Below are 20133 nucleotides of genomic sequence, written 5' to 3'. Positions count from 1 at the left end.
GCCTCTTATTTCTCGACGACGTACGCTTCGTACGGCGCCAGAAGGCCGTCCTTCACATCGTGCCCTTCGATGTTCTGGATCAGCACATGGCCCGCCTTCAGCGCCTCCGGAAGCTCAAAGCTGCGCTCATGCTCACTGAAGTTGCAGACGCAGATCAGTTCCTGTCCGTCCTCCAGATACCGGCGGTAGACGAAGAGATCCGGATCCTCCGGCAGCAGCAGCTCATTGTGGCCGTAGACGATCAGCTCGCTGGAATGGCGGAGCTCGATCAGCTTCCGGTAATAATGGAAGACGGAATCCTCCCGGTTCACCTGCTCCTTCGCGTTCACCTTCGTGTAGTTCGGGTTGACGCGGAGCCAGGGCGTACCGGTCGTGAACCCGGCGTTGACGCTGTCGTCCCACTGCATCGGGGTCCGCGCGTTGTCACGGCTCTTGTGGGCAATCATCGGGAAAAGCTTCTCCGGGTCCCAGCCTGCCTTCTCCGTCAGCTCATGGAACGCGTTGATCGACTCGAGATCGTTAAATTCATCCACCGATGTCCACGGGTAGTTGGACATGCCCAGCTCCTCGCCTTCGTAGACATACGGCGTTCCCTGCATCATATGAAGGCAGGTTGCGATGCATTTCGCGGAAACCTCACGGAACTCGTCGCTGTCGTTCCCGAGACGGGAGATGATACGCGGCTGATCGTGATTCTGGAAATACAGGCTGTTCCACGCCACGCCGTCGAGTCCGTTCTGCCACTTGGAGAGGTTCTTCTTGAGCGGAACCAGCGGCATTTTCTTCGTCGACCACTTGAAGGACGCCTCGTCGTCCAGCCCTACATGCTCGAACTGGAAGACCATGTTGAGTTCGGTTCCCTCGCTGTTGGCGTACTTCTTCGCCTCGTCGAGCGTCACGCCCGCGGTCTCGCCGACGGTCATCAGATCATATTTCGACAGGACCGTATTCCGCATCTCCTGGAGATACTCATGGACGTGCGGCCCGTTGGCGCAGATATTCGGATCGCCGTAAAGACCGCCGTGAGTCGGCGCGTCGGGCATGCCGTCCGGCTTCGAGATCAGCGAGATGACATCCATACGGAAGCCGTCGATCCCCTTCTCGCACCACCAGGTCATCATGTCGAAGACCGCCTTGCGCACCTCCGGATTGACCCAGTTGAGATCCGGCTGCTTATCCGCGAACAGATGCAGGTAATACTGACCGGTCATCTCGTCAAATTTCCATGCCGGACCGGAGAAGCAGGATCCCCAGTTGTTCGGCTCGTGGCCGTCAACCGGATCGCGCCAGATATAGAAGTCCCGCTTCGGGTTGTTCTTCGAGCCGCGGCTCTCGACAAACCAGCGGTGCTCATCGGAGGTATGGTTCACCACAAGGTCCATCACGATGCGAATGCCGTGCTCATGAGCGGACTTGAGCATCCGGTCGTAATCCTCCATTGTTCCGAACTCGGTCATGATCGCCTGATAATCGCTGATATCATAGCCGTTGTCCGCATTCGGAGACTGATAGACCGGGCTCAGCCAGATCACATCGATGCCCAGCTTCTTCAGATAATCCATCTTCGACGTGATGCCGTTCAGATCGCCGATCCCGTCTCCGTTGCTGTCGCAGAAGGAACGCGGATAGATCTGATAGACCACGCTTTCTTTCCACCATGCCTTTTTCATCACCATACCTCCTCTTTCTATGACGGTCTTTCTCTGTGCCTTCTACACTAAGACAGGCTGCCGGATCACGCAATAGGTTTTGTTCATAACCCTCAGTTTTGCATAATCAGGCAGCCCGTTTATTAGACACTATATGCAATTTTCACATGAACATGCCGTTCACCCGATTCTGCGCACGCTCTCACCCGGCACGAGGCGGACCGGCAGACGGATGTCGCTCGAGTACCCGGGATCACGCATCAGCTTCAGCAGCTCGCAGACCGCGCAGCGGCCTTTCTGCTCGAAATTCTGATCCACGGTAGCCAGCGAGGGAGACAGACGGCTCGCGAGCCGGATATTGTCGAAGCCCGCGACGGAAATATCCTCCGGCACGCGGAAGCCCTCCTGACGGAACACCATCGCCGCTTCAAGCGCCATCGCGTCCGATCCGAAGAAGAGCGCCGTGCATCCGTCGAACCGCCTTCTGGCGAGCTGACGGACCTGCGCGTCTCTTTCCTCCTCGGCGGTGCTGAGCTTCGTGACCCACTCCTTTTTCACCGCAAGACCATGATTCCTCATCGCGTCCTCATAGCCCTTCAGCCGCGCGCTGTCCAGATATACCACCGAAGGATCCGTACCGTTCTGCATCAGCGCAAGATAGCCTATCTTTTTGTGGCCCTGGCTGATCAGATATTCCGTCATGATCCGTCCGCCCTCGTAATCCTGCAGACCGACATTGACATAGCCCCGGTCGTCCCTGCGGTAACAGGAATCAATCGATACGACAGGAATCTTCAGCTCCCGCCGCATCCGGTAATAATCCTGCCGCTGCGCGCCGAGCAGGATCATGCCCTCGATGTTCCACGCCCTTGCCATCTGAAGGCACTCGTCCATATCCGGGTTGTTGTAAAGCATCATGAAGTACCCGTTCTCCCGGATCGTCTGTTCCACGGAACCCATGATCGAACCAACAAAGGGATCCTCCAGCAGTGATTCTTTCTCATAAGAATAATACGCGATAATCAGCGCGATCAGCCTGGATCCGTGGCGACCTAGAATCTGGGCCCCCATATTGGACACATAGCGGGTCTGGTCCAGGATGGACTGAACCTTCTGAAGCGTCTCCGGCGCCATCCGGCCTGTGCGGCCGTGAAGGACGTTGGAGACCGTCGTCGGGCTCACGCCCGCCAGTTCCGCGATTTCCTTGATGGTGATCAGACATTGTCACCCCCTTCCCTGTCTGGTCCTCCTGTCTTCTCCTCAATTGACACAGCGGGCGGCGTCTTCCGACGCCGCCCGCTGTCCGTACGGATGGAGCAAAACCGATCCGGATAAAGCTCAGCCCTTGACCGCGCCTTCCACCATGCCGTGCATGATCTGCTTCTGCGCGAACAGGAACAGGATGATCATCGGCAGGATCGCCAGCAGAGCCGCCGTCAGGATCAGATCCCACTGCTTGACGTAGGAACCGACGAATGCCTGCACCGCCACCGGCAGTGTCTTGACCTTGCCGTTCTGGCCGAGCATCAGAGAAGGAAGCAGGTAATCGTTCCAGATCCACATGCCGTTCAGGATCGTGACCGTCGTGATCACCGGCTTCAGCAGCGGGAAGATCACTTTGAAGAAGGTTCCCTCCGGCGAGCAGCCGTCGATCGCGGCCGCCTCCTCGAGGTCGTACGGGATACCCTTGATGAATCCGGTCAGGATGAAGACGGTCATCGCGCCGCCGAAACCGCAGTACGCGAAGACAATGCCGGGGATCGACTGAAGCATTGAGAGGCCGACAAACTTGCCCGCGTCACGGAACGTCGAGATCAGCGGCAGCATGACCACCTGGAACGGAATGATCATCGAAGCGATGAAGACCATATAGATCGCGGCGGCCCACTTTTTGCCGTTGTTGCGGCTGATGACCCATGCCGCCATCGAGCCGAGGACAGCGAGAAGAACCAGCGAGATGATTGTCACCGCCGCCGATGTGCCGAAAGCGTACCAGAAGCGGAAATTCGAGTTGTTAACGACGGCGTTCAGGTTCGTCGCCAGCTGTTTGAAGGAAGCGCCGGCCAGCGCCACCGGATTCGCGACGATATCCGTCTGCTTCTTGAAGGAGTTCATCACGACAAGATAGAACGGGAACAGGATATAGACCGCGAGGATAATCGCGACGATGGTCAGAATAACGGCTCTGGATCGTTTGGTCGTCTTCATTACAGCTCCACCTCCTTCTTATTGGACATCCGGACCTGCACAAGGGAAATGGCCGCCAGGATGATGAAGAACAGAACGGCCTTGGCCTGGCCCTGCGCGTAGTTGTTCTTCGCGATGGCTGTATTATAGATGTTGAGTGCCAGCATCTGCGTGCCCTGAGACAGGTAGGAGCCCATGAAGCCCGCCACGGAACCCGTGCCGTTCGTCAAGGACATATTCACGTCAAACTGCTTGAAGGCGGATGTCAGCGTCAGAAACGTGCAGATCGTGATGGTCGCACGGATCATCGGCACTTTTACCCTGAAGAGGATCTGCGACGGAGTCGCGCCGTCGATTTCTGCCGCCTCGATCACGTCGGCGGGAACCTGAGTGAGTCCCGTAATGTAAATCAGCATGATGTAGCCGCCGTACTGCCAGATATAAACCAGAATGATGCAGAACAGCGCGGTGTTCGTCTTCGCCAGAAGCGAAATATTATTAGTCAGTCTGATCAGCACGTTGCTGAACACGAACTGCCAGATATAGCCAAGAACGATGCCGCCGATCAGGTTCGGAAGGAAATAGGCCGCGCGGTAGAAACCCGTTCCGCGCATCTTGGTTGTGCAGAGCAGAGCCAGCGCGAAGCCGACCAGATTGATCAGCACCATATTAAGCGCGACAAAGATGAACGTGATCAGAATCGACCAGATGAACTGCGGATCCTTGAACATCGCCTGATAATTAGCGAGCCCCACGACCTTCGTCATCTTGATGCCGGTCCAGTCCGTGAAGGAATAACCGATACCGAGCACCAGCGGGATCACCACCGTGACCGCGAAGGTGAAGAGCAGCGGGAACAGGAAAATAAAGTAGACGATCGCCCGATGATGGCGCAGCGTCGGGAAAAGATACAGCCCGACAAAGAAGATGACCATGCCGCAGACCAGCATGGCACCACGGTACGGATTGCCGTCGTGGGTGAAATCCATCCCCAGCGAGACGATCATCAGAACGGCGCCTGCAAGGAGCAGCAGCGGCGAAAACACCTTGTTGCCTGTGTTGACTTTCATACGGACCTCCTAAAGGAACTCGAAGGATAACCCGAAAAGCGGGCGGCAGTTTTCATGCCGCCCGCCGATCATCCGGGAATGATACGCAGATCAGGATGCGTAGTACTGAGTCAGAACCTGCTGCACGGCCTGGACAAATCCGTCCGTATCCATGCTGCCGGACGCGAAGTCCTGATAGACCTGACCGAGAGCGTTCTGCGCAAGGCCGTCCTTGTTCTGCAGCCAGTGCCAAGCAGAGGTCTTGCCTGCCGCCGTGTAGTCAGAGATCGTCTGAGCGAACGGATCAGCCGCGACATAGGTGCAGGACTTGAACGGGCTGATGAAGCCGGCGCCCTCGACAAGCTGCTTCTGGCCGCCGTCGTTGGATGCACACCAGCTCAGGAACTTCTCGGCTTCCTCGGTGTTGTCGTTCTGGAACACCGCCCACCAGGACGGAGAGTTCGTCTGAATCGTGTCAATGCCGTCCTCGAACGCGTACGGAAGCATGCCGACCTTGAAGTCGCCGGCCGCATCGTACTGCTCCTTGTCGTCGGAGGTCATCGTCGCGCCGATCCAGGAGCCCTGCGTCACGAACGCGTACTTGCCGGAGGCGAAGTTCAGGATCTGCTGGTCATACGTGCCGGAAACCAGAAGGGACGGATCCGAATACTGGTTGAACAGCGCGACCATGTTCGCGTAATCCGTGAAACGGTCGGTATCCAGCTCCGGAAGCTTGTCAACATAGGTGGTGTCGTCGCGCTTCAGGCCCGCGTCCTCATAGACGCCGAACAGATGGTTGCCGGTGGACCAGTAGAGGTTCGTCGCCTCCGCGCAGTAGCCGACCACTGCGGTCAGACCCAGCTCGTCCTTCTTGGAATCAAGCGTCTCGAACGCGCTCTTCAGAGCATCCGGGCCGGTGATCTTCGAAGGATCGATGCCCGCCTTGTCAAGAATGTCCGCGTTGTAGGCGAGACCGATCGCTTCTGTCGTGTACGGGAAGCCGATCACCTTGCCGTCCTTGTCCTTGTAGGACGCGTCCGTGTCGGAAACCCAGTCCTGATCGCTCATGTCAGCCAGAAGGCCTTCCCAGTTCGCGAAATCGGAATCGCTTCCGCAGACGAAGATATCCGGCATATTGTCTGCCTGATAATAGCCTTTCAGTGTGGACTGGATGTCGATGCCGCCGCCCATGGACTCGATCTGGACGTCCACTCCAGTCTTCTTCTTGTACTCTGCCGCCAGCTCCTTCAGAGCCTTGTCGACCTCGATCTTGCCGTTGACCAGACGAAGGCTGACGCCCGTAGACGGAGCTTCCGCCGTGCTGGACGAAGCCGCCACGCTCATCGGCGCAAGCATCGTCACCGCCAGGACACCGCAGAGTGCCACTGAAAATGCTTTGTTCTTCATGTCACAACCCTCCTTGAAATGAACAGCTGTACTTCCTCGTATCGGAAAGACGGAGTCTGTATCCATATCCCCGTCCTCTCCTGAAGACATTAAGAATCATAGCACACTCATCCTGAATGGGCAACGAAAAATTCATATTTTTCACAATGTCATCGCTTCTGCAACAAGTTTTTTAAGGAGTGTTGCGCAAAACCTGTTGTTATTGCACAGAATCGAGTGTGAAATTTTAGTGAACATCTACAAGCTTATCCGTTCGGAAATCAGCTTCTGCCATAGACCACCGTCAGCTTCCGGATCCTCGCCGCCAGCTCCGGCGTCAGCGCATCCTCCCGCACACGCCATCTCCAGTTGGTCCCGAAGGTTGACGGCTGGTTGATCCGCGCACGGTTGTCGAGCCCCAGATAGTCCTGCATCGGGATCACAGCCGTATCCGCGCAGGATGACAGCGCCATACGGATCACCAGATCAACCAGCACCTCCGGGTCGTCCGACTCCGTTCCGAGATAGTCCTTCAGATCCCGCCGCTCCTCCGGCAGAATGCTGCCCAGCCAGCCGGCCAGCGTCTCATTGTCGTGCGTTCCCGTATAGACCACGCAGTTCCGGTTGTAATTGTAGGGAAGATAGTCCTGCTTGCCGGAGGAATCCCTGGAATCGAAGGCAAACTCCAGCACCTTCATGTTCGGGAAGCCGGAATCCCGGACCAGCCTGCGCACGGTATCGGTGACATAGCCCAGATCCTCGGCGATGATGCAGATACCTGGATAACGCTCCCCGATCGCACGGAAAAGATCCATCCCCGGCCCCTTCTCCCAGTGGCCGCCGGAAGCGTCCGGCGCGCCGGCCGGCACCGAAAAATACTCATCGAACCCCCGGAAATGGTCGATCCGGATCACATCGTAAAGATCACGCATCCGGCCGATCCGGGTGATCCACCACGCGAAGCCTGTTTCCTTATGATACGGCCAGCGGTAGAGCGGGTTCCCCCACAGCTGGCCGGTCGCTGAAAAACCGTCCGGCGGGCAGCCGGCCACAGCCGTCGGCTGTCCTTCCGCGTCGGTCTGAAACAGCTCGCGGTGCGCCCAGAAATCCGCGCTGTCCGAAGAAACGTAAATCGGAATGTCCCCGATAATCTGGATCTTCCTCGAGGCGGCGTACGCCCTCAGCTCCTGCCACTCGGCAAAGAATTCATACTGAAGAAACTCGTAGAACATCATCTCGTCCCGGAAACGCTCCCGGTACTCCGCCACCGCTTCCGGCCGGTGAGCACGGATATCCTCCGGCCACTCATGCATGCTCCGTCCGCCGAAGGAATCCTTGACCGCCATAAAAAGCGCATAGTCCTCCAGCCAGAAACGGTTCTCTCCGACAAAAGCCTGAAAAGCCGCCTCCGTCCGGAATGCGCTTCGCCGGTACGCCGTCCTGAGCGCGGCAAGACGCGACCGGTACATCGCGCCGTAGTCCACGGCCTCCGCATCGTCTCCGAAATCAAGTGTATTCAGCTCTGTCCGTTCCAGCAGGCCCTTCTCCATCAGACGTTCAAGGCTGATAAAATACGGATTGCCCGCGAACGTTGAAAAGGACTGGTACGGCGAATCCCCGTACCCCGTGGGCCCAACCGGCAGAATCTGCCAGTAGGACTGGCCCGCATCCGCCAGAAAATCGACGAAGCGGCGCGCACTCTCCGAAAAACAGCCGATACCGTACGCGCCGGGCAAACTGAAAACCGGCATCAGAATTCCAGATTTTCTCATCTCTCACAGCTCCTTTTCATTCTCGGACAGACCGATCTCAGCCGGCTGCATGTCCTTTTCTATCTTTCTGAAGACGGGGTCATAGAGAAGCGTACAGAGATACCCCGGCAGCGAAAGTCCAAGCATAACAAAAAGCGGCGCCCATCTCACATCCGCGAGATATAGAAGCACTGCGTCGGCGGCCCAGAGTGCCAGCATCGCCAGCACCCGCGGCATATGCTTCGCCGCGAACAGAACCGACCGTTTCAGCTGCGCGGTCAGCGAACCGGTGAACCGCGCGATCATTGGAAACAGCATCTGAAGAAAAAATGAGGCCGCGAAGATCAGCATCCAGACAAGCAGCCGGAAAACCCGTGAGGCCGGCTGCCCTTCATATGCCTTCGCGACGTTCAGATCCATGAACATCAGGGCCGCGAAGGCAAGAAGCAGAAGCGACGCCGCTGCTCCCTGCTTCAGATTCCGGCGGAAAGACCGAAAGAACATACGCGTGACGCCTCCGCCCTCCTGCCTCTGTTCCTTGATGCAGACATAATACATCGCCGAGAGGGAGGCGCCTGCCGTCACGACCGGGATGCAGCACAGCATCGTCAGCAGATTCAGCAGAATCATATTGAACAGTTCTGTCAGCGCCTGCATGACGGGGCTGTCGGGATGGAACAGAGATCTCATGATGCTTCCGCCTCCTTCTCCTCCAGCCGGCGGAAAACCGGGTCATAAAGCTTCGCCTTGAGGAAACCCGGGCCCGCGATGCCGATCAGGAAGTAAACGGGAAGCAGATAAGCCCAGAACAGGAACATCAGGATCAGCGGCCCGGCGGTCAGTGCGGTCATACAGGCTGTCCGGGGAAGACAGGCCATGCCGAGCTTGAAGGAATTGGACAGATAGCCACGGTAATTCTGAACGAACCGGCTCACCAGCGGGAACAGGAACTGCACCCCCATCAGGACCACAACGGCCGCGACAAACAGCACGCACCAGACGGCGGATCCCATCCCGTCTCCCATCCGGCTCACGATACGGAAGTCCAGATAAAGAACCAGGCCGAGCAGCAGTTCCGTGAGCCAGAGCGGCGTCGCGGGCCGGAAATTTTCCTTGAAGGACTTGAAGAACATCTTCGTGATGTAGCTCTCCTCTCCCCGGCTGATGCGGATAAGGCAATAGTGCATCGCTGTCAGAGAGGCGCCGGCCGTCACGACCGGAATGCAGAGCGCCAGTGTCAGAATATTCAGCCAGACAAGGTCCATCAGGGAGTTCATGAATCGGAAAAACGGATTATCAAGATTGAATTTCATATGCAGACAGTTCTCCGGCCGGCAGCCGGCTCCTCCTTATCCTGCGGAATGTGCGGTCTTCTTTTTATTGTATCTGTTTCTCTTCCGGCAGGCAAGGCCGGAACTCCGCGGCGCCTCCGGATCAGACGGGATCCGGTGGCTGGCCTCCGTCTCTCCCGACAAAAAAAGGGGCCGCCCGGCAGGGGCAGTCCCTCTTTTGTCTTATCCTGTTACTCGATGGAAATCGTTCTCGAGGTATCGATCTCAGGCTTCGCTTCCACCTTCGGAATGCAGATCTCCAATACGCCGTTGTCGAATTTCGCCTTGATATCCTCCTGCTTCACGTCTTCGCCGACATAAAAGCTTCTCGTCAGCGTGCCGACGTAGCGCTCGCGGCGGATGAAGTGAGCCTTCTCCTCGTCTCCGTCGTTCTTTTCTTCCCGTCTTGCCTCGATGGTCAGATACCCGTCCTTCAGAGACGCGGTGACATCTTCCTTTCTGTAGCCGGGCAGCTCAAGGGACAGCTCGAAATGGTCCTTGAACTCCTTTACATCCGCGCTCATCAGACTGGAGCCCGTCGCGTGGAACATCGCCGGCGTACGGTCAAAGGGATCATTGAAAAAATCACTGATGAAATTATCGGTAAAAAGACTCGGCACTAACATGGTTCATACCTCCTGCTTCTATTTTTCTGAAATGCCCGGTTCCGGACCGGCGCGATCAGCACGATCCGCAGCCAGTCATCAACTTTCTGATCTATGTGAAAAGGATTCGGAAGCCATCCAGCTCCATCTTTACGATCTCGCCTTCCTTTCATCTTCTATTTGACTTCCTCTTGTTCCTTATGCCATAAGTTATAGCACAGGCTGTTAGCGCTGTCAATAGTTGAGTGCTAACAATTTTCGAATACTTTTCCGGCAGTGTCGTAATGGCAACTGAGAGCGCAATGATGGATGGCACTGCCGGAAAGTATTCCTTACACCGGCTTCTCTTTCCTGAACGTCAGACTCAACCTGAGTGGTGTCAAACCCCACCCATGATGACAGCGCTCTGAAAAATGTATGCTTCTCCGGAAACTTCAGAACCGCATTCACGATCTTTCGGTCCAGCAATTTAAAGTCGGACGCTTTTGCCATATCGATTCCTGCGGCCTTTGACATGATTCTGTTAAACATGCCCGCACAGAACGAATGAAGCATGCTTTCCTTTCCACGACTTCTTTTGACCGCTTCAATACCTTCGTACCCATGCTCCCATAATCGATACATCTCGATCAAGGTTGCCGGCGGATGCTGCAGATCACAGTCCATCACCGCAACGCAGTCTCCTTTTGCCGACTTTAATCCGGCGATGATCGCCCGGAATAATCATACTTCGATTTTCTTGTAAAAATGAACCCGTCAGATTCTTTGATGATGTATCCCAATCCAAACTTCTTGAAGTATTTCCCGCGAGGGCAAGGAAGATACCCATCCGGTTTATCATGATTGAACGGTTAGCCATCCAGCAGCTTATCCAAATTTCGCTTGGAATACAGAACGCGACGCACCTCCATGGTGTCATCGATCACAACATAGAAAACAGAAAAGTTTCTGATGTTGATTCTGTGATATGGGTGTGGCCGTTTTTTTGATGAAGGATACGGAGCAAATGACAACGGCGCTTCCAGACGTTTGTTTATTGCAGATTCAATATCGTGAATCAGATGATCTGCGGCGCTGGGGTTCTGAAGATCAGTTGAGATGTAGTCCACGATCTCATTCAGATCCCCTTCAAAAAGGGGAAGAAATGACAGCTTATACTTTTTCACGGATGCGGCTCCTTACTCTGCTGAAGACTTCATCTGCAGAGTATCGTTTGTCCGATTTCACTGCTGCCGCATCGGCCTCGTCAAGCTTACGTTCTGTGTCGTCAGTGAGTGCGGAGTACTGTTCGATACTTAAAAGAACCATGGTGCCATATCCGTTCTTTGTGAGAAAGACAGGTTCATTTGATTCCATGACGGTTTTTTCAAGTTGCGGGAACTTGTTTCTGAGGTCGGATACAGGGCGAATGTTGATCATAGTGGTCCCTCCTTTGCTATCAGCATTCTATCATTATGTTATCATAATTACAAGAAAGAGAAGGGACCGGGGGCAGTCATGATCCTGAAAGACATTTCTACAGGAGACCGCCGCCCCCTCACGCGTACGATTTTTTAATTCAAACAGGGGATTAACCCCATGCCGCCTGCGGAAAGGAAAGTGTAAGTGTGGCAAAGGAGGATATGTCATATCCTGGGAACAAGGCGATCCGCATCCAGTCTGATGAAGTTGCCGAGGCAAAGATCTTTATTGAATTCGGGCCACTGGTAATCAGGAGCAAGATCCACACAAGCATGAAAGACACGGTTCCGGAAGATGACAGCAAGGCGAATTACATGAATGTCCCTGCTGCGATAAAAGAACCGGAAAAGATCGAGATGATCCGCCAGACCAGCGGGGAATACAGACTGGATCATGCGGTCTCAGCTACGCAGAAAGCAAGACTGAAGGCATTTAACATGGACGCAGCCTGCATACAGAAGAAAGCGGCAGCGATTCGGGAAGAACTGATGACGGAAGATAAAAGTAATGGCCAGGCAGAAGAAAACACTGACCACGGAAAAACAGATTGAAAAGATGGAGGCCATCGTGCTGCAGCGTAAAGCGGCTTACGGTGAAGCGGTTGCCAGTCTGAAGGAACTTCGGAAGAAGAAAAAAGAGATAATCAGGAGACATTGCTCCGGGCGGTTGCCTCCGGCAAATGGATCTGCGAGAAGATCATGGCATTCATCCAGAGTGCCCCCGAGGATGCTGACGAATAAGGAGACAAAGCTCCTGCTCAATCCAGGCGATCCGATGGTTGAGCAGGAGTTTTTCAGGAGGTTCAGAATGCACTTCGTTCATTCCTCCATCCAGCTCCGGACCATCCTGATTTCCCTCCGATAGCCCTCGTCTTCATTCGGCGTCTCCAGAATAAACGGAAGGGACGCCAGCGCCGGATGCGTAACCACACGTCGCAGCGCTTCTTCGCCGATGCAGCCCTTTCCCAGCTTTTCATGCCGGTCCTTGCGGGATCCGCAGGGGTTTTTGCTGTCATTGAGATGTATGGCCTTCAGATGCTCCAGACCGATCACCTCGTCGAACTCTTTCAGCACGCCGTCCAGATTCCCCGCGATATCATAACCCGCGTCCCAGACATGACAGGTATCCAGCGTGACACCGATCCTCTCCGGCCGGTCGATCCGGTCCATGATCATCCGAAGCTCCTCAAACGTACGCCCCACCTCGCTGCCTTTGCCGGCCATCGTCTCCAGAAGGACCGTTGTCCTTCCCTCCGGCACGGCCGCGAGCGCCTCATTCACCACCGCGGCGATCTGCGGAATCGCCTTCTCCGGGCCCTGCCCCAGATGAGAGCCCGGATGAAAATTGTAGAACTGGCCGGGCAGCAGCTGTATTTTCAGGAGATCGCCCGTCATCGCCTCCCGTGCGAAGGCGGCCACCCGCTCGTTCGTTGAGCAGGCATTCAGTGTGTAGGGCGCGTGGGCGACCAGCGGTCCGAAGGAATGCTCCGTAAGAAGCCTCATCAGCTTCGCCGCGTCTTCCGGATCCGCCGCTCTGGACGCTCCGCCGCGCGGGTTGCGGGTAAAGAACGCGAACGTATCCCCGCCCAGGTCCAGCTCATGCGCGCCCATCGCGAAAAATCCGCCGCTGCTTGAAACATGATTTCCGATATAGCCCATTCCGTCTTACCCCTCGATCGAATCAATCAGCGCTCTCAGATGGTCGTGGGAAACCGTCAGATCCCTTCTCCCCTGCTCATCCAGAGGCAGCTCGATCACACGGCTGATGCCGTCCCTCGTCAGCACGCAGGGCAGGCTCATCGCGACGTCCGAATAGCCGTACTGCCCCTGCATGACCGTCGAGACCGGCACGACGCAGTGCTCGTTCCGAAGGATCGCGCCGATGATCCGGCAGGCCGCGAGACTTACGCCCGAGCTGGTGTAGCCTTTGAGATCCACGATCCGCGGGCCGATTGTCTTGGTGTCGCGCAGAAGACGCTCTTTGTCGATCGGCTCCTTCAGACCGAACTTCTCCGCCAGCCGGTCAAAGGGGACGCCGACAATATTGACCGTATTCCAGGGGATAAAGGAAGTGGATCCGTGCTCGCCGAGCACGAAGCCGACCACGTTTTTGGCATCGACGCCGCAGAGATCGCCCAGCATTTTGTTGAAGCGGGCCGTATCGAGCAGCGTGCCCGTGCCGAAGATCCGTCCCGCCGGATAATCGTACTTCTTCTGGAAATAGTAAGTCAGGATATCCAGCGGGTTCGAGATGACGATCAGAATGGCTTCTCTTGTATAAGCTGTGATCTCCTTCATCGTCTGATCCATGACCTCGATATTCTTTCTGAGCAGCGTATTCCGGTCATGGTTTCCCGGCAGAATCGACGGTCCCGCCGTCATCACGATAATATGCGCGTCACGAAGATCGCGGTAGTCCCCGACCCGGATGCTCGCGTTGGCGCTGTACGCAAAGGCCGTGGTGTGGCTCGCGTCGAGCACCTCGCCCAGAGCCTTGTCCCGGTTACGGTTGATGACGACAATGTCGTCCACGATATTCATGCGCAGCACCGAATTGAGCACCGCCGAGCCTACCTTGCCGGCGCCGATAATCGCCAGTTTCCCGTATGATACCGCCATATTTCTCTTTTCCTCCGTTCTTTTTGGAAATGCAGCCGCCTTCCGGACGGTCCGAGTTTCCGCGCCGGACCAGATGCCGATGCCGCGCTCTTTTGGAAATGCAGCCGCCTTCCGGACGGTCCGAAGCCGGAGCCGCCCGAACCGGGCGCCTCCGGCTTATTTCTGTATCCTTCGTCCCCGGAGACGGCGTGTGTCTTCGCCCATGCCGTCCCGGCCGTCGCTCTCAGCCGTCTGCGGCGTCTCCGCGGACATCCGCACGATTCGATTCCATTGCGGTCTCCGGATTCTCCGCTCACTGCGCGGATGCTTCCTCGCCCTTTGTATAGAGGCAGCGGACCGCGTTCAGCACCGCCAGGACCATCACACCGACATCCGCGAAAATCGCCGCCCACATATTGGCCAGTCCGAACGCGCTCAGCGCGAGACAGACCGTCTTGACTCCGATCGCGAGCCAGATATTCTCCTTCACAATGCGAAGGCATTTGCGGGAAATATTGATGGCGGTCGCGATTCTCAGCGGGTCGTCGTCCATCAGGACGATATCCGCGGCCTCGATCGCCGCGTCGGATCCCAGCGCGCCCATCGCAATCCCGATGTCTGCCCTCGAGAGCACCGGCGCGTCGTTGATCCCGTCCCCGACAAAGGCAGCCGCCTCTCCCGCCTTCTCCTCCGCCAGCAGTTTCTCCACCTGCGCCACCTTGTCGGCAGGCAGCAGCTCCGCGTGCACCTCGTCGATTCCGGTCTGAGCGGCGACCTGCTCCGCCGCTGCCCGGCTGTCTCCGGTCAGCATGACCGTGCGGCGGACCCCGCCCTTCTTCAGCGCCGCGACTGCAGCCGCGGCATGCTCCTTCACCACATCCGAGATGACGATGTGTCCCGCGTAGACGCCGTCAACCGAAACATGTACGATGGTGCCCGGATGATGGCACGGACGCCACGCCGCGCCGGTCTCCTCCATCATCTTCGCGTTGCCGACGCAGACCGTCTGACCGTTCACCTTCGCGCGGATCCCCCGGCCGGCCAGCTCCTCCACGCTCTCCACCAGGCAGCCGTCCTTTTCGCCGGGATAAGCCGCCCGCAGAGAGGCGGCGATCGGATGAGTGGAGTACCGCTCCACATGCGCGGCAAGATGCAGCAGCTGCGTCTTATCCAGACGGTCCGGATGCACCGCCGTCACCTCGAACGTGCCGCGGGTCAGCGTACCGGTCTTGTCGAAGACGACGGTCCGCGTCTTCGACAGCGTCTCAAGATAGACAGAACCCTTCACCAGCACCCCCTCCCTCGAGGCGCCGCCGATCCCAGCAAAAAAGGAGAGGGGGATGCTGATCACCAGCGCGCATGGGCAGCTGATCACAAGGAAGGTCAGCGCGCGGTAGATCCAGATTCCCCAGAGCGGATCTCTCCCCATCAGAAACAGTACCGTTCCAGGCACAACCGCCAGCGCCAGCGCCGCGTACACCACCACCGGCGTATAGATCCGCGCAAATCTCGTGATAAAATCCTCCGACTTGGACTTCTTCGAGCTCGCGTCCTCGATCAGTTCCAGAATCTTCGACGCGGTCGACTCGCCGAACTCCCTGGTCGTACGGATCCGCAGCACCGCGGTCTGGTTGATGCACCCGGAGAGCACCTCGTCGCCTGCCCGCACATCCCGCGGGAGCGACTCGCCGGTCAGCGCCGCCGTGTTCAGGCTGGATTCTCCGTCCGTCACCACGCCGTCGATCGGGATCTTCTCGCCCGGCTGAACGACGATCACTGTGCCAACCGCCACCTCATCCGGATCCGTCCGCGTCAGCGTGCCGTCCGGCCCTTCCAGATTCGCGTAGTCAGGCCGTATGTCCATCAGGTCGGAAATGCTCCGGCGGCTTTTTCCGACCGCGTAGCTCTGAAACCATTCGCCGATCTGATAGAACAGCATAACCGCGATCGCTTCCGTATAATCGCCGCTCCCGCTGACCGCGAGCACGACCGCACCGATCGTCGCGACCGCCATCAGCAGATGCTCATCAAACGGCTGGCGGTGAACCAGTCCCTTCGCCGCCTTGATCAGAATATCATATCCGACGGTCAGATAGGGGATCATATACAGGACAAACCGGATCCATCCGCGGACCGGCAGCGCCTGCAGCACGGCCATCATCCCCGCCGCTGCGAGTATCCGGATCAGATTCTTCTTCTGTTTTCGATTCATTGTCTCCTCCTCCGTCCGGGGCCGGCCCTCTCTCCGCCTGCCGTGGCAAACGCCGCCCTCTTCAGGTCCTGTCTCAGAGCTGGATATCGAAGTCGGAATCCACTCTCCGGCAGTTACTCCTGACCTCCTTCATCACGGCATCCGGATCCGCGCCGTCCTCAAATTCCACCTTCATTTTCAGCGTCATGAAATTGACGGACGCATCCTTCACGCCGCTTGTCTTCTTCGCCGCGTCCTCCATCTTCAGCGCGCAGGCGGCGCAGTCAACCTCAACCGGATAGCTTTTTTTCATTGTGCCTTCCTCCATTGATTGATTAAGCATTCGTTTAATTGATGCCTTCACTATACGCCAGCGGCGGATTCCTGTCAATCGAATTAAACATTTCTTTAATGATTCATTTTTCTTCGGGAATAGGATATACTGTCGGGGAACGAATCAGAAAGGAGGCGTCCTGCCGTGTCAGAGATCTTCACCTTGCCCCATCAGCACCATGATCCGGAGGAAGAGAAGCGCATCATCGAGCATATGCCGGAGGAAACGACCGTCAGCGCTGTCGCCCGCGCCATGAAGCAGCTCGGCGACCCCTCGCGTCTCCGCATATTCTGGCTTCTCTGTCATACGGAGGAATGCGTGATCGATATCGCCGCGCTGGTCGGCATGACCAGCCCCGCCGTCTCTCACCACCTCCGCCTGCTGAAGGACGCCGGCCTGCTCACCACACGGCGCGACGGGCGCGAGGTCTATTACCGCGCCGCTGACACCTCGCTGGTCCGGGAACTGCACGCCACCATCGAGCATGTAGCGCAGATTTCGTGTCCCGAATAAGTGTAAACGGACACCTTTCTCAAATTCCGATACTCATCGATTCCTGTGTATGATAGAATGAGTTCGATCATAAGAATTGTGAAGCAGGTGCATATCTTGGCAGAGAATAACATCGTTATAATCGTAGCGACTCATAAGAAATACCGTATGCCGGAAGATTCCATGTACCTTCCGCTGCTTGTCGGCGCGGAAGGCCGGACGGACGCCGACGGACGCCCTGTGGATTTCGGATATCAGAAAGACAATACCGGCAGCAACATTTCCAGCCGGAACAGCACCTACTCCGAGCTGACCGGTCTTTACTGGGCATGGAAAAATCTTTCCGCCGACTATATCGGACTCGTTCACTATCGGCGTTATTTTTCGGTCAAAAGAAAAGGAAAAGATCCCTTTGCCAATATCATGACTTCAGAGGAGGCGCAGTCGATTCTCCGAAATCATTCCATCATTCTTCCGAAACGAAGGCATTACATCATCGAAACGCTGTACAGCCACTATGTGCACACACTGAACGAAACACATCTTGACAAAACCCGGATGATTGTTGAAGAACGGTGCCCTGATTACCTCGCCTCCTATGACCGGGTCATGCACCGTACCTGGGGCTATATGTTCAACATGATGGTGATGCGGCGGGATCTGTTTTCCGATTACTGCTCCTGGCTGTTCCCCATCCTGTCCGCACTGGAGCAGCAGGTCGATCTGACCGGTTATTCGGATTTCGACAAGCGTCTGTTCGGCCGTGTGTCCGAACTCCTCTTTGATGTCTGGATCGAGCAGCGAATCGTGGAAAAACGGATTTCACGAAAAGATATCATAGAGGTCCGGCTGCTTTCCATGGAGCCGGTCAACTGGTGGATCAAGGGGACCAGCTTTCTGAAAGCGAAATTCTTTCATCAGAAATATGAACGCAGCTTCTGATAAGTCCGGCACAAAGGCCAGCACATCTTCATTCTTCTTTCAGCGGCGCTGACAGCGCATGCCGTATTTTCCACCAGAGTCTTGCCAGAAAGATCCTGGAATCCTTCAGGTAATACCGTCGGTTTTCCTCTGACGTGCGTCCGCCCCACTCCACTGAACGCCGCAGATCATCAAGCTGCCGCTGATTCAGTTCCCCTGATGCACGAAGAATTTCCGTCATTTCCATCGAAGACGCGGTGATCTGGGGGATCGAATCCGACACATTCTCTCCCGTGTAACGATGTGTATACAGACAGTCCGGCATTACAATGAAACGCGCGTGCCGGGCGAGCATCATGATCCAGAGAAGAAGATCGTCTGATCCGTTCCTCTTCATTGGTGTCCTGCTCCACGCATCCGGGATCGCCGATCGGCGGATCAGGCACTGACCGGGTGACCGGATCGGGTTTTTCACTCTCAGATAGACATCGAGCTTCCTGATATCCTCCAGATCGGCCTTTGTCCGATAAATCGGCTCCGCCGTTCCGTCTGGTTTCTCCAGCAGTACGCCGCAGACAGCCACGTCCGCGTCTTCTTCCATCTGTTTCTTCTGTCTGACCAGAAAGTCCGGGGCAATCCGGTCGTCCTGATCAAGAAAGAGAATCGCTTCTCCCTTCGCTCTCCGGAGCCCCTCCGCCCGCGCATGATGGATCCCCCCGTTCTGCGGAAGATCGATCACCCGGATGCTGAGCCGGGGCCAGTTTCCGTTCAGACTGACCGGACTGTCCGGGCTGTCATTCACGATCAGCCATTCAACCGTCTCCGGGCCTTCCGCCTGATCCGTTCTCCCTGATTTCGCCGTCTCCGCCAATCGCTCTGCATTCGCTTCCAGCACATCCGCCAGATGATTGATATACGCATTCCCCCTGTAAAACGGGGTAATCACACTGATCGTTTTCATTCCAAACCGTCCCGACTCCCGCTCATGGATTTCCTGACGCCGCTTCAGCAGAATTTCTGCGCTGCCGGCTTCCCATTCAACCGGTCAAGGCACTCCTGAAAGGCCCTGCGGAAATACGTTCCCTGTCTCAGCTGCTGTCCGATCCGGGCTGCCTGTCCGCACAGATCGCCGTATTCCGCCTCCGTCATATTTCGTATCACATCCTCCGCCTCCGTCAGACTGCCGATGGTGACGCCCGCTTGATTTCTCGTTATGAAATCGGCCATCGCTGCTTCCTTCCAGATCATGACCGGAAGGCCGGATGCCAGATACAGAGATGCTTTGTGCGGATTGTTATACTTCAGATACGCTCCCGTATTTCCGGTGCAGGTCTCAGCCGAAGGTCCGTCCCAGACCAGCCCGAAATCGCCCCGCAGCTCACCGGGAAGCTGCTCCGCAGGGAACGATCCCCGGTAATGAATGCCTTCCGCTGCCAGCGTCCCGTCAAAATTTGCGCCGTAGGCGTTCACGCAGAGGCCTTCGCTCTTCTCCGGCAAATGCGCCGCGGATCGTCCGGCCAGGTCATCTCCTCCTTGTCCGCTGCGGAACATTTCGTACAGATAACCGGATTTTCCCGGATGGAGATTGCCGGCCACGGCGAGTGTCGGACAGCTGCATTTCTCCGGATTATGCATGACTGCATCCGTCAGATAGTCAAAAATTTCCAGATTGACCAGCTTTTCCGGCGCAAACCCCTGACGGATCAGATACTGCCGCATATGCTCGTTATGACAGATCACCATGTCAAACTGCCGAAGAAGCTGTTGATCCGACAGCTGCGCCGTCCGCCTGCTTTTCTCATACAGTCCGCCGATCCCCATCCGCAAAGACTCCAGATCATGAATCAGCGCGATGAAGCGGCACCCCTTTTCTCTTTTGATCAGCGGAATATACCGGAGCGCCGCGCGCGCGCCGTACAGCGGATGCTGGTAGAACACGATATCGTCCTGACGGACAGTCCGCCTCAGCGCATTCCAGCGCTCGCCGCAGGTTTTCAGAAGCCAGATCCGGCTCCGCAGCTTGTCAAGCCCCTGCGGAAACATGTATTTCTGAACGGGAAACGGAAAACTGATCATTCCCATGTCATGGCAGATCCGCGAAATGTCCGTTGGAGCCTTGACTCCGGCATGATTTTCCGGCTCAAACTGCAGATCAACAGAGTAAATCCTTCCCATACAA

Annotated in this window: 22 protein-coding genes; 4 read left to right on the top strand and 18 right to left on the bottom strand. The window is 56.5% G+C overall.

Annotation, left to right across the window (positions count from 1 at the left end; translation table 11 throughout):
- Positions 1-5 precede the first annotated feature (5 nt).
- The 12 genes from G4C92_RS09265 to G4C92_RS09210 all read right to left on the bottom strand — a co-directional run bounded on the left by G4C92_RS09265 (position 6) and on the right by G4C92_RS09210 (position 11377).
- Positions 6-1670 (bottom strand): glycoside hydrolase family 13 protein, encoded by a 1665-nt coding sequence (locus G4C92_RS09265; RefSeq protein ID WP_274939579.1) that lies wholly within the window; start codon positions 1668-1670, stop codon positions 6-8.
- A gap of 159 nt (positions 1671-1829) precedes the next feature.
- Positions 1830-2831 carry a LacI family DNA-binding transcriptional regulator gene (locus G4C92_RS09260; RefSeq protein WP_274939578.1) on the bottom strand — a complete coding sequence of 334 codons (1002 nt, stop codon included), beginning with the start codon at positions 2829-2831 and terminating at the stop codon, positions 1830-1832.
- Positions 2832-2987: 156 nt separating this feature from the next.
- On the bottom strand, positions 2988-3857 hold the full coding sequence (locus tag G4C92_RS09255) for a carbohydrate ABC transporter permease (protein ID WP_274939577.1): 870 nt from the start codon (positions 3855-3857) through the stop codon (positions 2988-2990).
- A complete protein-coding gene (locus G4C92_RS09250) occupies positions 3857-4906 on the bottom strand; it encodes a carbohydrate ABC transporter permease (protein ID WP_274939576.1) in 1050 nt (349 codons plus the stop codon). Before G4C92_RS09250 ends, G4C92_RS09255 begins: the two co-directional genes overlap by 1 nt.
- Positions 4907-4996: 90 nt before the next feature.
- Entirely contained in the window at positions 4997-6241 is a 1245-nt protein-coding gene (locus G4C92_RS09245; protein WP_408611774.1) for an ABC transporter substrate-binding protein, read from the bottom strand.
- A 311-nt stretch (positions 6242-6552) separates the two neighbouring features.
- Entirely contained in the window at positions 6553-8043 is a 1491-nt protein-coding gene (gene malQ, locus G4C92_RS09240; protein WP_274939574.1) for a 4-alpha-glucanotransferase, read from the bottom strand.
- A 3-nt stretch (positions 8044-8046) separates the two neighbouring features.
- The gene (locus G4C92_RS09235; protein WP_274939573.1) at positions 8047-8712 is read right to left on the bottom strand and encodes a YesL family protein; all 666 of its coding nucleotides are present in this window, start codon (positions 8710-8712) and stop codon (positions 8047-8049) included.
- Positions 8709-9335 carry a YesL family protein gene (locus G4C92_RS09230; protein WP_274939572.1) on the bottom strand — a complete coding sequence of 209 codons (627 nt, stop codon included), beginning with the start codon at positions 9333-9335 and terminating at the stop codon, positions 8709-8711. Before G4C92_RS09230 ends, G4C92_RS09235 begins: the two co-directional genes overlap by 4 nt.
- Positions 9336-9544: 209 nt before the next feature.
- A complete protein-coding gene (locus G4C92_RS09225) occupies positions 9545-9979 on the bottom strand; it encodes an Hsp20/alpha crystallin family protein (protein ID WP_274939571.1) in 435 nt (144 codons plus the stop codon).
- Positions 9980-10192: 213 nt separating this feature from the next.
- Entirely contained in the window at positions 10193-10624 is a 432-nt protein-coding gene (locus G4C92_RS09220; RefSeq protein WP_330654685.1) for a glycosyltransferase family protein, read from the bottom strand.
- A gap of 185 nt (positions 10625-10809) precedes the next feature.
- Complete coding sequence (locus G4C92_RS09215; RefSeq protein WP_274939570.1) at positions 10810-11124, bottom strand: type II toxin-antitoxin system RelE/ParE family toxin; 315 nt, start codon at positions 11122-11124, stop codon at positions 10810-10812.
- Entirely contained in the window at positions 11111-11377 is a 267-nt protein-coding gene (locus G4C92_RS09210) for a type II toxin-antitoxin system Phd/YefM family antitoxin (RefSeq protein ID WP_274939569.1), read from the bottom strand. The genes G4C92_RS09215 and G4C92_RS09210 overlap by 14 nt, the downstream gene beginning before the upstream one ends.
- 188 nt (positions 11378-11565) lie before the next feature.
- On the opposite strand from G4C92_RS09210, the gene G4C92_RS09205 reads away from it, so the two are divergent.
- Both G4C92_RS09205 and G4C92_RS09200 read left to right on the top strand, forming a co-directional pair.
- Complete coding sequence (locus G4C92_RS09205) at positions 11566-11970, top strand: hypothetical protein (protein ID WP_274939568.1); 405 nt, start codon at positions 11566-11568, stop codon at positions 11968-11970.
- The gene (locus G4C92_RS09200) at positions 11927-12283 is read left to right on the top strand and encodes a hypothetical protein (RefSeq protein ID WP_274939567.1); all 357 of its coding nucleotides are present in this window, start codon (positions 11927-11929) and stop codon (positions 12281-12283) included. The genes G4C92_RS09205 and G4C92_RS09200 overlap by 44 nt, the downstream gene beginning before the upstream one ends.
- Here G4C92_RS09200 and G4C92_RS09195 read toward each other — a convergent pair.
- The 4 genes from G4C92_RS09195 to G4C92_RS09180 form a co-directional block, all read right to left on the bottom strand.
- Positions 12238-13077, bottom strand: coding sequence for a deoxyribonuclease IV (locus G4C92_RS09195; protein WP_274939566.1), 840 nt, complete (start codon positions 13075-13077; stop codon positions 12238-12240). The genes G4C92_RS09200 and G4C92_RS09195 overlap by 46 nt on opposite strands.
- Positions 13078-13083: 6 nt before the next feature.
- Positions 13084-14037 (bottom strand): lactate/malate family dehydrogenase, encoded by a 954-nt coding sequence (locus tag G4C92_RS09190; RefSeq protein WP_274939565.1) that lies wholly within the window; start codon positions 14035-14037, stop codon positions 13084-13086.
- Positions 14038-14329: 292 nt separating this feature from the next.
- On the bottom strand, positions 14330-16228 hold the full coding sequence (locus G4C92_RS09185; RefSeq protein ID WP_274939564.1) for a heavy metal translocating P-type ATPase: 1899 nt from the start codon (positions 16226-16228) through the stop codon (positions 14330-14332).
- Between the two features lie 73 nt (positions 16229-16301).
- A complete protein-coding gene (locus tag G4C92_RS09180; protein ID WP_274939563.1) occupies positions 16302-16520 on the bottom strand; it encodes a cation transporter in 219 nt (72 codons plus the stop codon).
- Between the two features lie 183 nt (positions 16521-16703).
- Between G4C92_RS09180 and G4C92_RS09175 the strand changes: the two genes are divergently transcribed.
- Entirely contained in the window at positions 16704-17054 is a 351-nt protein-coding gene (locus G4C92_RS09175; protein WP_330654684.1) for an ArsR/SmtB family transcription factor, read from the top strand.
- A gap of 87 nt (positions 17055-17141) precedes the next feature.
- The gene (locus G4C92_RS09170) at positions 17142-17975 is read left to right on the top strand and encodes a DUF4422 domain-containing protein (RefSeq protein WP_408611773.1); all 834 of its coding nucleotides are present in this window, start codon (positions 17142-17144) and stop codon (positions 17973-17975) included.
- Between the two features lie 28 nt (positions 17976-18003).
- On the opposite strand, the gene G4C92_RS09165 is transcribed toward G4C92_RS09170, so the two are convergent.
- Both G4C92_RS09165 and G4C92_RS09160 read right to left on the bottom strand, forming a co-directional pair.
- Positions 18004-18915, bottom strand: coding sequence for a glycosyltransferase family 2 protein (locus tag G4C92_RS09165; RefSeq protein ID WP_274939562.1), 912 nt, complete (start codon positions 18913-18915; stop codon positions 18004-18006).
- A 44-nt stretch (positions 18916-18959) separates the two neighbouring features.
- Positions 18960-20129 carry a glycosyltransferase gene (locus tag G4C92_RS09160; protein WP_274939561.1) on the bottom strand — a complete coding sequence of 390 codons (1170 nt, stop codon included), beginning with the start codon at positions 20127-20129 and terminating at the stop codon, positions 18960-18962.
- Between the last annotated feature and the right edge of the window lie 4 nt (positions 20130-20133).

Source organism: Chordicoccus furentiruminis, from assembly GCF_019355395.1.
Lineage (GTDB): Bacteria > Bacillota > Clostridia > Lachnospirales > Lachnospiraceae > Chordicoccus > Chordicoccus furentiruminis.
The sequence above is the reverse complement of the archived record's forward strand: the minus strand, read 5'-3'. Positions and strand labels throughout refer to the sequence as shown.